At 73.0% G+C, this 13,085-nt stretch carries 11 protein-coding genes; 6 read left to right on the forward strand and 5 right to left on the reverse strand.

Annotated features, from left to right (window positions below; translation table 11 throughout):
• Window positions 1-233: 233 nt before the first annotated feature.
• Window positions 234-1,160 carry a DUF3027 domain-containing protein gene (locus Q2K21_RS33555; RefSeq protein WP_310779147.1) on the reverse strand — a complete coding sequence of 309 codons (927 nt, stop codon included), beginning with the start codon at window positions 1,158-1,160 and terminating at the stop codon, window positions 234-236.
• 509 nt (window positions 1,161-1,669) lie between these two features.
• On the opposite strand from Q2K21_RS33555, the gene Q2K21_RS33560 reads away from it, so the two are divergent.
• The 4 genes from Q2K21_RS33560 (at window position 1,670) to Q2K21_RS33575 (ending at window position 5,741) form a co-directional block, all read left to right on the forward strand.
• On the forward strand, window positions 1,670-3,097 hold the full coding sequence (locus tag Q2K21_RS33560) for an MFS transporter (RefSeq protein WP_310779150.1): 1,428 nt from the start codon (window positions 1,670-1,672) through the stop codon (window positions 3,095-3,097).
• Window positions 3,098-3,703: 606 nt separating this feature from the next.
• On the forward strand, window positions 3,704-4,165 hold the full coding sequence (locus Q2K21_RS33565; protein WP_310779154.1) for a DUF2771 domain-containing protein: 462 nt from the start codon (window positions 3,704-3,706) through the stop codon (window positions 4,163-4,165).
• Window positions 4,135-4,875 carry a futalosine hydrolase gene (locus tag Q2K21_RS33570; RefSeq protein WP_310779157.1) on the forward strand — a complete coding sequence of 247 codons (741 nt, stop codon included), beginning with the start codon at window positions 4,135-4,137 and terminating at the stop codon, window positions 4,873-4,875. Before Q2K21_RS33565 ends, Q2K21_RS33570 begins: the two co-directional genes overlap by 31 nt.
• Window positions 4,872-5,741 (forward strand): 1,4-dihydroxy-6-naphthoate synthase, encoded by an 870-nt coding sequence (locus tag Q2K21_RS33575; RefSeq protein ID WP_310779161.1) that lies wholly within the window; start codon window positions 4,872-4,874, stop codon window positions 5,739-5,741. The genes Q2K21_RS33570 and Q2K21_RS33575 overlap by 4 nt, the downstream gene beginning before the upstream one ends.
• A 16-nt stretch (window positions 5,742-5,757) precedes the next feature.
• On the opposite strand, the gene Q2K21_RS33580 is transcribed toward Q2K21_RS33575, so the two are convergent.
• Complete coding sequence (locus Q2K21_RS33580; protein WP_201827153.1) at window positions 5,758-6,141, reverse strand: cold-shock protein; 384 nt, start codon at window positions 6,139-6,141, stop codon at window positions 5,758-5,760.
• A gap of 178 nt (window positions 6,142-6,319) precedes the next feature.
• Here Q2K21_RS33580 and Q2K21_RS33585 point away from each other — a divergent pair, with 178 nt between their 5' ends.
• Window positions 6,320-6,571 carry a hypothetical protein gene (locus Q2K21_RS33585; RefSeq protein ID WP_310779164.1) on the forward strand — a complete coding sequence of 84 codons (252 nt, stop codon included), beginning with the start codon at window positions 6,320-6,322 and terminating at the stop codon, window positions 6,569-6,571.
• Between the two features lie 56 nt (window positions 6,572-6,627).
• Here the strand turns inward: Q2K21_RS33585 and Q2K21_RS33590 are convergent, their stop codons facing one another.
• The 3 genes from Q2K21_RS33590 to Q2K21_RS33600 form a co-directional block, all read right to left on the reverse strand.
• A complete protein-coding gene (locus tag Q2K21_RS33590) occupies window positions 6,628-7,854 on the reverse strand; it encodes an RNA-guided endonuclease InsQ/TnpB family protein (protein WP_310779167.1) in 1,227 nt (408 codons plus the stop codon).
• Window positions 7,855-8,061: 207 nt separating this feature from the next.
• Window positions 8,062-8,679, reverse strand: coding sequence for an HAD family hydrolase (locus Q2K21_RS33595; RefSeq protein ID WP_310779170.1), 618 nt, complete (start codon window positions 8,677-8,679; stop codon window positions 8,062-8,064).
• A 165-nt stretch (window positions 8,680-8,844) separates the two neighbouring features.
• On the reverse strand, window positions 8,845-9,843 hold the full coding sequence (locus Q2K21_RS33600; protein WP_310779171.1) for a hypothetical protein: 999 nt from the start codon (window positions 9,841-9,843) through the stop codon (window positions 8,845-8,847).
• 498 nt (window positions 9,844-10,341) lie between these two features.
• Here Q2K21_RS33600 and Q2K21_RS33605 point away from each other — a divergent pair, with 498 nt between their 5' ends.
• Window positions 10,342-12,957, forward strand: a complete 2,616-nt coding sequence (locus Q2K21_RS33605) for a helicase-associated domain-containing protein (RefSeq protein WP_310779174.1) — start codon at window positions 10,342-10,344, stop codon at window positions 12,955-12,957.
• The last annotated feature ends 128 nt before the right edge of the window (window positions 12,958-13,085 follow it).

Raw genomic sequence — 13,085 nt, forward strand, 5'->3', positions numbered from 1 at the left:
GCCGCCCGAGGCTTGACGACGCAACCGTGCGCTCGGGTGCCCCCATACCGCCCAAGGCACCACTTGCCGGGTAGCCGCCAAGGGGCTGCCGCCCCCAGACCCCCGCCTCGGCCTGAACGGCCTCGTCCTCGATCTCCCCCAAGCTCTTCGAGCAGGGGGCCCCAGACGGGCTGGTTGTGCCTGGACCGGGCTGAGAAGTGCCGGCTTCCCGGGGAGCGCGGCCGGCCTCCTGGTTACGAGTGCCCCAGCTCCGCCGACGACTCGTCCGCCATCGGCGGCACCGAACCCGAGTCCGGGGACGGCCGCAGCGGGAACGGTTCCACCTTCGTCTCGTCGACCACCGGCGGGGCCGGCCGCGGCGGCTTCGGCATGACCGCCGCCTCCGAGTGGGCCCCGCAGCCGTACGCCAGGGAGACCACGCGGCCGTCCGCCGGGGAGAACTCGTTGGCGCACACACCGAAGGCCTGCCCGAGCGAGCCCCCGATTGGTGCCAGGAATCCGCAGCTGACGCAGGAGGCCGGTGCCGCCTGTGCCATCGGCGTCTTGGGCCCGAACCCCTCCTCCCAGCGGTCGGCGGCGACATGCAGCCCGTAGCGGGACAGGACCCGGGCGCGGCGCATGCCCAGTTCCTCCGCCACCGCCGCGATCGAGCCCCGCGACGGCGCGAGCGGCAGGTTCGCCGGAGCCCCGGCGGTCACCTCCGCGTCCTCCGCCTCGACCAGCTCCGCCATCTCCCCGGAGACCGCGGCGTTCGGCACCGGCTCGTCCCCGCCCGAGAAACCGGGCTCCAGGCGCAGGTCCTCGGCGTCCGTCGGCAGCAGGTCGCCGGGACCCAGGTCACCGGGGCGCAGCCGCTCGCTCCACGGCACCCACTCCGGGGCGAGCAGCGCGTCGGAACCCGGCAGCAGCACCGTCTCGTCGAGCGTGACCACCTTGGCGCGGGACGCCCGCGCGACGGTCACGGCCCAGCGCCAGCCCCGGTACCCCAGTTCCTTGCACTCGAAGAAGTGCGTGACAACGCGGTCACCCTCGGACACCATGCCGACGTGCTCGCCGACGACGCCGGGCGCGGCGACCTCCTCGGCGGCGGCGCGGGCGAGGTCGACGGCCTCGGCGCACAGGCGGTCGGGGGTGCGGCTTCGCGTTGTCGCTGCGCTCACAGGTATCGCTTCTCTCCTACGCCGTCTCACGGGTGCGCCCTTTCTCGGCTGGGGGTGCGGACGGAGCGGACCGGAGGGCCGCGTCGACGTCCGCGCCCGATCGCGCTCGGGCACACCTACACCATCCATTCTGCGGGATGGATGAGAGGCGCGCGGCCGAGAACAATCGCCAGGCGCGCTAGGCACGCTACCTTCTCCGAGCGCCTGGGCCCACACCGAGTCGCTGCACTGTCCCGGAGCGGGGTCCCGCAGCCACCCGCCGAATGCGGCGCCACGGCGGTTTCCGGGCCTCCTGGCGCGATTGGCCGGATCCGCACTTCCCCCCGGACTTCCCTCCGGACTCCCCTCCGAGGGCTCCGCCCGTACCCGTCCGCACCCGTCCGTACCCGTCGTACGGGGCGACGCGCCCGGGCCGCTGGCGCCGCCCGCCTCCCTCATCGGCGACATCAGTCGACCCGATACGCGCGGCAACCGCACTACGTCCGCCCTTCTCGGGGCACTATGACGGGGTGGCAGCCGCAAGGTCGTCCCATGGAGCCGCCGGGGTCGGTGGGGTCAAGGGGAACAACCGGGGTGGCGGATCGGGCCGGTTCGGAGGGTCCGTCCGCGCGGTCGGCCGTGCCCTGCACTTCCCCGTCACCGGTGCCGCCCGCGGTATCCGCAAGGCCACCCACGCGCACGGAGCCGGGGAGTCCGGCCTCGGCAAACTGATCGAACTCCACGCCGTCAACGGTGCCGGTGACGTCATGATCACCGTCGCCCTCGCCTCCACCGTCTTCTTCTCCGTGCCGACCGACGAGGCCCGCGGTCGTGTCGCCCTCTACCTCGCCATCACCATGGCGCCGTTCACGCTCCTCGCGCCCGTGATCGGCCCGCTCCTCGACCACCTTCCGCACGGCCGCCGCGCCGCGATGGCGGGCGCGATGTTCGCCCGTGCGCTGCTCGCGCTGATCATCTCGAGTGCGGTCGCCAGTGGGAGCCTGCAGCTGTATCCGGCCGCGCTCGGCGTCCTCGTCGCCTCCAAGGCGTACGGCGTCGTCCGCAGCGCCGTGGTGCCACGGCTCCTGCCGCCGCGCTTCTCCCTGGTGAAGGCCAACTCCCGGGTCACCCTCGGCGGACTGCTCGCCACCGGCGTGGCCGCCCCCATCGGCGCCGGGCTTCAGGCCGTCGGCCCGAGCTGGCCGCTGTACGGCGCCTTCGTGATCTTCGTCGCGGGTACGTTCCTGTCGTTCTCGCTGCCGCCGAAGGTCGACTCCGCCAAGGGCGAGGGCACCGCGCTGCTCGCCGCGGACGCGCAGCATCTGCACGGGCCGCACCGCAGGACGGCCCTGCGCCGCCCCGGGCTGCGCACGGTCGGCCCGGCCGTCACCCACGCCCTGGCGGCCAACGCCTCCCTGCGCTGTCTGTCCGGTTTCCTGATCTTCTTCCTCGCGTTCCTGCTGCGTGAGCACCCGCTGACCGGCGAGAGCGCGGCGGTGTCGCTGGGCATCGTGGGCGTCTCGGCGGGCGCGGGCAACGCGCTGGGCACGGCCGTCGGCGCCTGGCTGAAATCCCGCGCTCCGGAAGTGATCATCGTGACGGTGGTGGCGATCGTGCTGGGTGCGGCGATCACCGCGGCAATCTTCTTCGGCGCGTTCCTGGTGGCATGCCTGGCGGCGATCGCCGGGTTCGCGCAGGCGCTGGCCAAGCTGTCGCTGGACGCGCTGATCCAGCGGGACGTGCCGGAGCTGGTCCGCACATCGGCGTTCGCCCGCTCCGAGACGCTGTTGCAGATGGCGTGGGTGCTGGGCGGCGCGATCGGGATCGTGCTGCCGCTCAACGGAGTGCTGGGGCTCGCGGTGGGCGCCGCGATCGTCGCGACGGGCTGGCTGACGACGGTACGGGGGCTGCTCACCTCGGCCCGCCGCGGGAGCACGACCCGGTCGCGGGTGGCCTGACCGGCCGAGCGCTCCCCCGGGGAGGTCTCGCCCCCGCCGCCCCTACCCTTCCCGTCCCTGAGGGCTGCCGCCCCCAGACCCCCGCTGTCGGCCTTGCGGCCTCGTCCTCAAACTCCCCCAAGATCTTCGAGCAGGGGGGACCCCCAGACGGGCTGCCAAATCAGCCCGTCCGGCAAAAATCAGCCCCTCCGGCGTTTGAGGAGCGGAGTCCGGGGCGGAGCCCCGACGGGGTCCGGGGAGCGGAGCCCTGCAGGGGGTCCGGGGAGCGGAGCCCCGCAGAGGGTCCGGGGGGCGGAGCCCCGCAGAGGGTCCGGGGGCGGAGCCCCGACGGGGTGCAGGGGCGGAGCCCCGCAGAGGGTCCGGGGGCGGAGCCCCTGGCGGGGTCCGGGGGCGGAGCCCCGGCGGGGTCGAAGGGGCGGAGCCCCTGGGGAAGGGACGGGTAGGGGCGGCGGGGGCGAAGAACCCTCGCGGGGGCTCCACGCGGCGGCGCGGCGGCGCATGGCCGAGAAGCCCACGGCAAGTGATCGGCACCTGATCGCACGAGTGCGCGGCACGTCGCGCACCCCACGTGGGGAGTGCGCTGGACGTGCCCGATAGCCTTCGGCCATGACCGCACTGCGTTCCCGACGCGCCGTAGCCGCCTTCGGCGCCGTTTCCGCCGGACTTCTCCTGTTGTCCGCCTGTAACAAGCCGACGCCGCTGGCGACCATCACGGTCGGCACGAACACGGTGAGCTCCCAGACCGACTGCTACAACGACGGCAATGCGGTGGCGACCGCGGAGCTGGCGAAGTGCCTCAAGTCGAAGGACATCAAGTCGATCAAGGTCGACCCCGATGAGACGGTCCGCTTCGGCGTCGACCCGAGCATCGCGGACAAGGGCTGGACGATCCTGATGAACGGCCAGCCGCTGACCGACGCCAGCAACAAGACGTACCGCACCATCCCGGGCAGCGTGTTCTTCAACTCCCAGTACGGGGCCAGCGGCAACTCCACGCTCGTCTCCATCAAGGAGGGCGAGAAGACGGTGACGGGCCTGTGGTCCTTCAAGCTCAAGAAGGACTCCTGACCACGTCGCCGGTACGTGTCCTGGTGGCCACCGCGGTTCCCGTGGAACGGGATGCGGTGGCCCAGGCCTTCACATCCGCGGCCGTCGAGATGCCGCTCCCGGGGGCGACCCTGCACCGGACCGCCTCCCTCGACCTCCTCACCGCCGGCGTGGGTCCCGCCCGCGCCGCCTCCTCCACCGCCTCCGCGCTCACCGCCGCGGCGCTCCGAGGCGCCCCTTACGACCTCGTCGTCTCCACCGGTATCGCGGGCGGCTTCGCCCCCGACGCGCCCGTCGGCTCGCTCGTCGTCGCCGAGGACATCGTCGCCGCCGACCTCGGTGCCGAGACCCCGGACGGCTTCCTGCCCGTCACCGAACTCGGCTTCGGGACCGTCAACCACCGGCCACCGCAGCCACTCGTACGAGACCTCGCCGCCGCAACCGGCGCGCTCGCGGGGACCGTACTCACCGTCTCGACCGTGACCGGAAGCGCCACTCGCGCCGCCGAGCTGCGCGCCCGGCACCCCCGCGCCCTCGCCGAGGCGATGGAAGGGTTCGGCGTCGCCGAGGCGGCCGCCGCGCACGGCACGCCCGTAGTGGAGATCCGCGCCGTCTCCAACCCCGTCGGCCCGCGCGACCGCGCCACCTGGCGTATCGGCGACGCCCTCGCGGCCCTCACCGAGGCCTTCGGGAAGCTCGCGCCCGTATGGAAGAGTTGGACATCAGCATGACCACCGCACCCAGTGAGCAGCCCCGGCAGCCCTTGCAGATCGCCTACTCCCCCTGCCCGAACGACACCTTCGTCTTCGAGGCCTGGGCCCATGGCCGCGTCCCAGGCGCACCCGCGCTCGACGTCACCTTCGCCGACATCGACATCACCAACGGAATGGCCGAGCGCGGCGAGTTCGACGTGCTGAAGGTGTCGTACGCCGTCCTGCCGTACGTCCTCGACGAGTACGCCCTGCTGCCGTGCGGCGGCGCGCTGGGCCGGGGCTGCGGTCCGCTGGTGCTCACCCGGGAGCCGGGCACCGACCTCACCGGCCGCACGGTCGCCGTGCCGAGCGAGCGGTCGACGGCCTATCTGCTCTTCCGCCTCTGGGCCGCCGACACCGTGCCCGGCGGGGTGGGCGAGATCGTCGTCATGCCGTTCCACGAGATCATGCCGGCCGTGCGGGACGGGAAGGTCGACGCGGGGCTCGTCATCCACGAGGCACGCTTCACGTATCAGAACTACGGCCTGCACAAGCTCGCCGACATGGGCGAGCACTGGGAGCACACCACCGGCCTGCCGATTCCGCTGGGCGCGATCATCGCCAAGCGGTCGCTGGGCGCGGACACGCTGAACCTGCTCGCCGAGTCCGCCCGTACGTCCGTACGCGCGGCCTGGGAGGACCCCGAGGCGTCGCGCCCGTACGTCATGGAGCACGCGCAGGAGATGGACCCGGTGGTGGCGGACCAGCACATCGGGCTGTACGTCAACGAGTTCACGGCCGACCTGGGCGAGGACGGCTACGCCGCGGTTCGGGGACTGCTCACACGCGCAGCGGCCGAGGGGCTCGTACCGCCCCTCGGCCCGAACGCGCTCGACTTCCCCTGACCGGGATCGACCCGGATCAGACGTCCAACTGGTCGGCGACCGCGCGCAGCAGGCCCGCGATCTTCTTGCCGGATGCCTTGTCGGGGTAGCGGCCCTTCTCCAGCATCGGGGTGATGTTCTCCAGGAGGGTCGTCAGATCCTGGACGATGGACGCCAGTTCGTCCGGCTTCTTGCGCTGTGCGGCCGCCACCGAAGGGGTCGGGTCCAGAAGGATGACGGACAGCGCCTGGTCGCCGCGCTGGCCGGCGACGACTCCGAACTCCACCCGTTGTCCCGGCTTGAGGGAATCGACTCCGGCGGGGAGAACCGAGGAGTGGACGAAGACGTCGCCGCCGTCGTCGCGGGAGAGAAAGCCGAAGCCCTTCTCGCTGTTGAACCACTTGACCTTGCCGGTAGGCACGTCTGTCCTCGTCCTCGTACTCGTCGGAAACTGCGTCTGCAAAGTGTGTTACGGGAAAACTGCTCCGGAGAGCACTACAGCGGGCCGCGTGGACCCGCCGGTACCAAGGCTAATGGTCCGGGGGCCGGTGACAAGACGTCGCCGAGTTGTTCCTCGCGGTGGGAACTACCCTGGTCCGGTGCGTGACAAAACCCAAGCGAATTCCGCCGCGGCCGGCGATCGGCTGATCCGTGCCGGTGCCATCGTGTTCTTCGTCGGAGCGGTGGCCACTTTGGTCACGGTGGCCCCGCTGCTGCTCGACACGAAGCCTTTCCCGACGTACATGTTCGGTCTGAGCATGCTCATGGGCGTGGGCTTCCTGATCGCCGGGGCGGGTGTGCTCCAGTCGATCGCCGAGGGCCGCAGGCGGGCACGCGAGGCCCGTTCTTGACTTGCTCCTCGGGCTGAAGCCCGAGGATTCTGGCCTTCCGGTCCGGTGCTGTGCCGCTACGCGGCACGGGCTCCGGACCGGATTCCATGGCTTCCTGCTTCACCGCGCGGTGCCGGAACATGTCCCGGTCTTACCCGCGCTCCACAGGCTGTCACCGCCAGTCCGGCAGCCTTGATGTTCTTCGCAGCGTTGTGGTCCCGGTCGTGGACCGTGCCACACGCAGGGCAGGTCCACTCCCGCACGTGCAGGGGCTTGGACCCGTCCTTGATCCCGCAGGCGGAGCACACCTGGCTGGTGGGCTCGAACCGGCCGACCTTCACGAAGGTCCGGCCGTACCGCTTCGCCTTGTACTCCAGCATGCCCACGAACCGGGACCAGCCCGCATCGTGCACGCTCTTGGCCAACCGGGTGCGCGCGAGTCCGTTCACTGCCAGGTCCTCCACGGCGACCGCTTGGTTCTCGCAGATCAGCCGGGTGGAGAGCTGGTGGTGGAACTCGCGGCGCGCGTCAGCTACCTGCGCGTGGGCGCGGGCGACCTTCAGCCGGGCCTTCTCACGGTTCTTCGATCCCTTCTGCTTGCGGGACAGCTCCCGCTGGGCCTTCTTCAGTTTCTTCTCGGCCCGGCGCAGGAACCGCGGGGAGTCGATCTTCGTGCCGTCGGACAGGACCGCGAAGTGGGTCAGGCCCAGGTCGATGCCGAGGGTGCTGTCGGGGTCCGGCTCGCTGAAGCGGGTCCGGTCCTGCTCCGGGTCGGTGTCGATGACGAAGGAGGCGAAGTATCGCCCGGCCGCGTCCTTGATCACCGTGACGCTGGAGGGGATCGAGGGAAGAGCCCGCGACCAGCGCACCCGCACCTCGCCGATCTTCGGCAGCAACAGCCTCCCGGGCTCGTTGATCTTCCAGCGCGCGTTCGCGGTGAACCGGACCGCCTGCCGTTCGTCCTTGCGGGACTTGAAGCGGGGTGCCCCTACCCGCGCCCCATTGCGGGCTCCCTTCAGGGAGGCGAAGAAGTGCCGGTAGGCGCTCTCCGCATCCCGCAGCGACTGCTGCAGCACCACCGCCGACACCTCGCCCAGCCAGTGCCGCTCACGGGTCCTCTTCGCCTCGGTGACCAGCGTCCTCGACAGCACCGCCGCCGTGGGGAACGCCTCCCCCGCCGCCCGCGCCCGCTCCCGCGCCGCGATCGCGTCGTTGTACACCACCCGCGCGCACCCGAACGCCCTCGCCAGCGCGCTGCGCTGACCCGGTGTCGGGTCGAGACGGAAGGCATACCGAAGCTGCACGATCCGGACGCTAACACCCGTCACTGACAGCCCGGGACGGATCAGCCGAATCCAGCTCCGCTGGAACGATTCGGCGACGCTCCGCGTCGCCGCGTCCAGATTCGCTTCACCACCGGCGTGAACGCCGGTGCACTGCGAATGAATCCCGGTAGCGGGTAGCGGGTAGCGGGTGGCTGGCTCGGGGCCGGCCGGACGACCGCCGGCGCCTTAGCTGGGTTCGTACGCCGTCAGCCAGGCGGGGAACTCGGTGAGGTCGGCGAGGACGACGTCCGCGCCCGCGGCCCGCAGCGTGTCGGCGTCGCAGGGGCCGGTGGCGACGGCGACGGAGTACGCGGCGGCGGTACGGGCGCCACGGACGTCACCGGTGTGGTCGCCGACGTAGACGGCCGCGCCGTGCTCGATCAGGGCCTCCGCCTTGCGCTCGGCCCACAGGTCGCCGATGACCGCGTCGGGCTCGATGCCGAGGTACTCCAGGTGCAGCTTGGCGTTGGGCTCGTACTTGGCGGTGACGACGATCGCCCGCCCGCCGGCCGCCCGCACGGCCTGGATCGCCTCGCGGGCGCCGAGCATCGCGAGCGTCGGGGCGATCGCGATGGTGGGGTACATCTCACGGTAGAGAACGGCCACCGCCTCGATCTGCTCCGCCGGGAACCAGTTGGCCAGCTCCTCCTCCAGCGGCGGCCCGAGTCGCGTGACGGCCAGATCGGCGTCTATGTAGGTTCCCGTACGCGCGGAAAGCTCCAGGTAGCAGGCGTGAATACCGGGGCGGGAGTCGATCAGCGTCATGTCGAGGTCAAAGCCGACGGTGAGGGCGCGAGACGTCATATCGGCCATTGTCCCAGTGGGCCATGGCGCCGGTGGGCCATGGCCCCGGTGGGCCCCGGTGGCCCCGGTGGGCCCGGTGGCCCCGATGAGTCATGACCCCGGTGAGCCACAGCCGTGAGCCATAGCCCGGTGGCCCGAGTGAGCCACAGCCGTGAGCCGGTCGCCTCACTTGGCTCGCTGTGAGCGCCACACCAGGTACAGGGCCGAGGCCAGGGCCGCTCCCCGTACGACCCACGGCCAGGTCTGGGCGACCGCGTCGTTCATATGGCCCTGGGCGATCGGGTCGCCCCAGCGGCCGTCGGTACGGCCCCAGAGCCAGACGACGCCGGCGGCCGCGGCCACGCCGGGCATGCCCATGACCGCCCACTTGGACTCGACGGGGCTCAGCCGGCGGGACGCCCAGGCGATGAGCCAGCCGAGACCGAGGGCGGGCCAGCTGCCGAGGACGGCGCCGACGACGAGCAGCAGGGCCGCGACGAGCAGCAGGGGGTTGCGGCGGCCGGTGAGGCGGGGCAGGCGGCGGCGCGGGGCGGCGGTCTCCTCGGCGGCCGGGGCGGCTTCCACGGCGGCGGCCGGTTCCGGGGCCGGATTGTCGCGGCCGGCCTCCGGCTTCGGAGTGTCGCCCGGCGGCGGTTTCAGCAGCTCGGGGATCTCCACACCGCCGACGAACCCCGGGACGGCGTCACCGAGCCCGAACCCGCCGCCGGAGCCGCCCTCGACGCGCCACCAGTCGGGCCGGGTGGCGCTGTCGCCGAGTTCGTGCGCACCGGCCAGGTGGGGCGGGGAGGGTGCGTTCCGGGAGGTGTCGGCGGGGCCGGGCTCGGCGGAGCGGGGGCGGGGCACGACGCGGCGCAGACCTTTGGGCCGGGGCTCCGCGTCGTCCGCGCGCTGGACGGGAACAGCGGCGGGACGGCTCTCGGCGGTGCCGCCGGGGGCGTCGGCGGACGCGGCGGCGACGACCTCGTCGGGGGTGCCCAGGCGGGCCAGGATGCGGCGGACGGCGGCCGGGCTGTCGACCGGGGACTTCGCCCGGCTCCGGTCGATCTCACCCCGCAGCTCGGACACGAGCCGCATGCGCGTGGCCGACGGCAGCTGGTGTCGCTGGGCCAGGTCTCCGACCCGGCTCAGGTAGTCGAAGACCAGCTGATCACTTTCGATCCCCACGAAGCCCCTCCGGGGTGGGCCGCTTTGACACGTACCGTATCCCGGGCGTGCCGTTCCTGAGGGCTTCGCCCCCAGACCCCCGTATCGGCCTTGACGGCCTCGCCCTCAAACGCCGGACGGGCCAATGACTCCTGGACCAGGCCGAAAAGCACTGCCCCCGAATCCCGGGCGTGCCGTCCCTGGAGGCTTCGCCCCCAGACCCCCGTATCGGCCTTGACGGCCTCGCCCTCAAACGCCGGACGGGCCAATGACTCCTGGACCAGGCCGAAAAGCACTGCACCCACATCCCGGGCACGCCGTCCCTGGATACTTCGCCCCCAAACCCCCGTACCGGCCTTGACGGCCTCGCCCCTCAAACTCCCCCAAGCTCTCCGAGCAGGGGACCCCCGGACAGGCTCGTTGTGCGGAACCAGGCCGAAAAGCACTGCCCCCACGCGCAAGGACACCACCCTGCCCGACCCCGACATCACCCGCGTCCCACCCGCTACCGTTGGCCGGATGACCCCCGAGGAGCGCTCACGCAAGGAATCCCCGGCCGTCGGCTCCGCTACGACCGCCCCCCGCTCGCTGGCCGAGTCCCTGCGTGCGCGGGACGACGCCTCCCTGTCCGCCCTCCTTCGTGCCCGCCCGGACCTCATCACCCCCGTCCCCACCGACCTCACCCAGCTCGCCACCCGGGCCGGCACCCGCGCGAGCGTGGTCCGTGCGCTGGAGCGTCTCGACCGGTTCGCCCTGCAGACCGCGGAGGCCCTGGCCGTGGCTCCGGACCCGGCGTCGTACGAGGAACTCCTCGGTCTGATGGCCGGCGACGGCGGTGCGGAGGCCGACCCCGTGGTCGCCGACGTCCTCCCCCATGCCCTCGCCACCCTGCGCGAGCAGGCCCTCGTCTGGGGCACCGACGACCGGCTCCATCTCGTCCGCACCGCCCGGGAGCTGCTCGCCCCGTCCCCGCAGCACCCCTCCCCCACCGGCCTGGGCCCCACCGTCGCCGAGGCCACCGCCGGCATGTCCCCCGGCCGGATCCAGGAGATCCTGACCACCGCGGGGCTGCCGACCACCCACGACGCCGTGTCCGCCGTGGCCTCCCTCACCGCCCTCTTCACCGACCGCGCCCGCATGGCCGTGCTGCTCGACGCGGCCCCGGCCGACTCGCTGGAGGTGCTGTCCCGCCTCGTGTGGGGCCCGCCCTACGGCCAGGTCACCCCGGATCCCGCCGCGCACCTGCGCTGGCTCCTGGACCGGGGCCTGCTGCTCCCCACCGCACCCGGCACGGTCGTCCTCCCCCGCGAAGTGGCCCTGCATCTGCGCTCCGGCCGTGCCCACCGCCACACCGAGCCGCTCCCGCCCCCCGTCGAGGCCGCCGCGACATACCGTCCACAGGTTGTGGACGCGACGGCGGCCGGTCAGGCGTACACCGCGCTCGCGACCGTCGAGGAACTGCTCAAGGACTGGGACGAGGGCGGGCCGTCGGTGCTGCGGGCGGGCGGGCTCAGCGTGCGCGACCTCAAACGGACGGCCGTGGCGCTGGACGTTCCCGAGCCCGTGGCCGCCTTCTGGGTCGAGCTCGCCTACGCCGCGGGCCTGCTGGCCTCGGACGGCGAGGCCGACGAGCGGTACGCGGCGACCCCGGCGTACGACGAGTGGCTGGAGCTGCCCGCCTCCGAGCGGTGGAGCCGGCTGGCCGCGGCCTGGCTCACGGCGACCCGCACGCCGGGCCTGGTCGGCGGACGGGACACGAAGGACCGTACGCTCTCCGCCCTCGGCCCCGGCCTGGACCGCTCGGCCGCGCCGGAGGTCCGCCACCGCGTCCTGGCCCTGCTCGCCGGTCTGCCCCGGGGCACCTCCGCCGCCCCCGACGCGATCCTGTCCCGCCTGCGCTGGGAACGCGCCCTGCGCGGCGCCCAGCCGGCCGCCGACGACCTGCGCACCCGACTGGCCCGCTGGACGCTGTCCGAGGCGGAGCTGCTGGGCGTCACGGGCCGCGGTGCCCTGTCCGCGCACGGCCGCGCCCTGCTCGGCGAAGGCGAACACCCCGAGCAACTCGACCACCCCGAGCGCCCGGACCGCGCACCCGCCGCCGAACCGGCCGGCCCCGGCGACAAGCTCCCCGTCCACCATCAGCACCACCGGCCCGCGCCCCGTGAACCCCTCACCGCCGCCGAGCGGGCCACGGCCGCCGCCCACGCCGCGCGCCTGCTCGCCCCGCTGCTCCCCGAGCCCCTGGACCACGTCCTGCTCCAGGCTGACCTGACGGCGGTGGCCCCCGGCCCGCTGGAGCGCCCGCTGGCCGACATGCTCGACGTGCTCGCGGACGTCGAGTCCAAGGGCGGCGCGACCGTCTACCGCTTCACGCCCGCCTCCGTACGCCGTGCCCTGGACGCGGGCCGTGCGGCATCCGACCTGCACGCGTTCCTCGCCGCGCACTCCCGCACCCCGGTTCCGCAGCCGCTGGCGTACCTGATCGACGACGTGGCCCGCAAGCACGGCCATCTGCGCGTCGGGGTGGCCTCGGCGTACGTGCGCTGCGACGACGACGCCCTGCTGAACGAGATCCTGGCGGACAAGCGCTCGGCCTCCCTCCGCCTGCGCCGCCTGGCCCCGACGGTCCTGGCCGCCCAGACCGACCCGGCGACCCTCCTCGACGGCCTGCGGGCCATGGGCCTCGCCCCGGCCGCCGAGTCGGCGGAGGGCGACGTCCTGATCACCCGCGCCCACGCCCACCGCACCCCGCCGCGCACCGCGCCGGAGCCGGTCCCGGAAGGCCCCCCGACCCCCGACGCCACACTCCTGACCGCGGCCCTGCGCGCCATCCGCGCGGGCGACCTGGCCTCCACGACACCCCGCAAGCCCACCGGGAACCCCACCGCCGACGGCGACCTCCCCCGCACCAGCTCCGCCGAGACCCTCGCCACCATGCAGGCCGCCGTCCTCACCGGCGGCTCCCTGTGGATCGGCTACGTCAACGCCGAGGGCACCGCCTCCCAGCGCGTCATCGCCCCGGTACGGGTGGAGGGCGGCTTCGTGACGGCGTACGACCACACGGCGGACGAGGTCCGGACGTATCCGCTGCACCGGATCACGGGGGTGGCGGAGCTGGCGGACGACCAGCCGTAGCCGGATAGCCGGATAGCCGGACAGCTGGACAGCTGGACAGCTGGACAGCTGGACAGCTGGACAGCTGGACAGCTGGACAGCTGGACAGCTGGACAGCTGGACAGCTGGACAGCTGGACAGCTGGACAT

The sequence above is a fragment of the Streptomyces sp. CGMCC 4.7035 genome (assembly GCF_031583065.1).
Lineage (GTDB): Bacteria > Actinomycetota > Actinomycetes > Streptomycetales > Streptomycetaceae > Streptomyces > Streptomyces yaanensis.

What these genes read in the sequence shown, in the direction of transcription:
- Q2K21_RS33595 (WP_310779170.1), bottom strand. Translation starts at nt 8,679, where the DNA reads ATGACGTCTCGCGCCCTCACCGTCGGCTTTGACCTCGACATGACGCTG.
- Q2K21_RS33605 (WP_310779174.1), top strand. Translation starts at nt 10,342, where the DNA reads ATGACCCCCGAGGAGCGCTCACGCAAGGAATCCCCGGCCGTCGGCTCC.
- Q2K21_RS33565 (WP_310779154.1), top strand. Translation starts at nt 3,704, where the DNA reads ATGACCGCACTGCGTTCCCGACGCGCCGTAGCCGCCTTCGGCGCCGTT.
- Q2K21_RS33575 (WP_310779161.1), top strand. Translation starts at nt 4,872, where the DNA reads ATGACCACCGCACCCAGTGAGCAGCCCCGGCAGCCCTTGCAGATCGCC.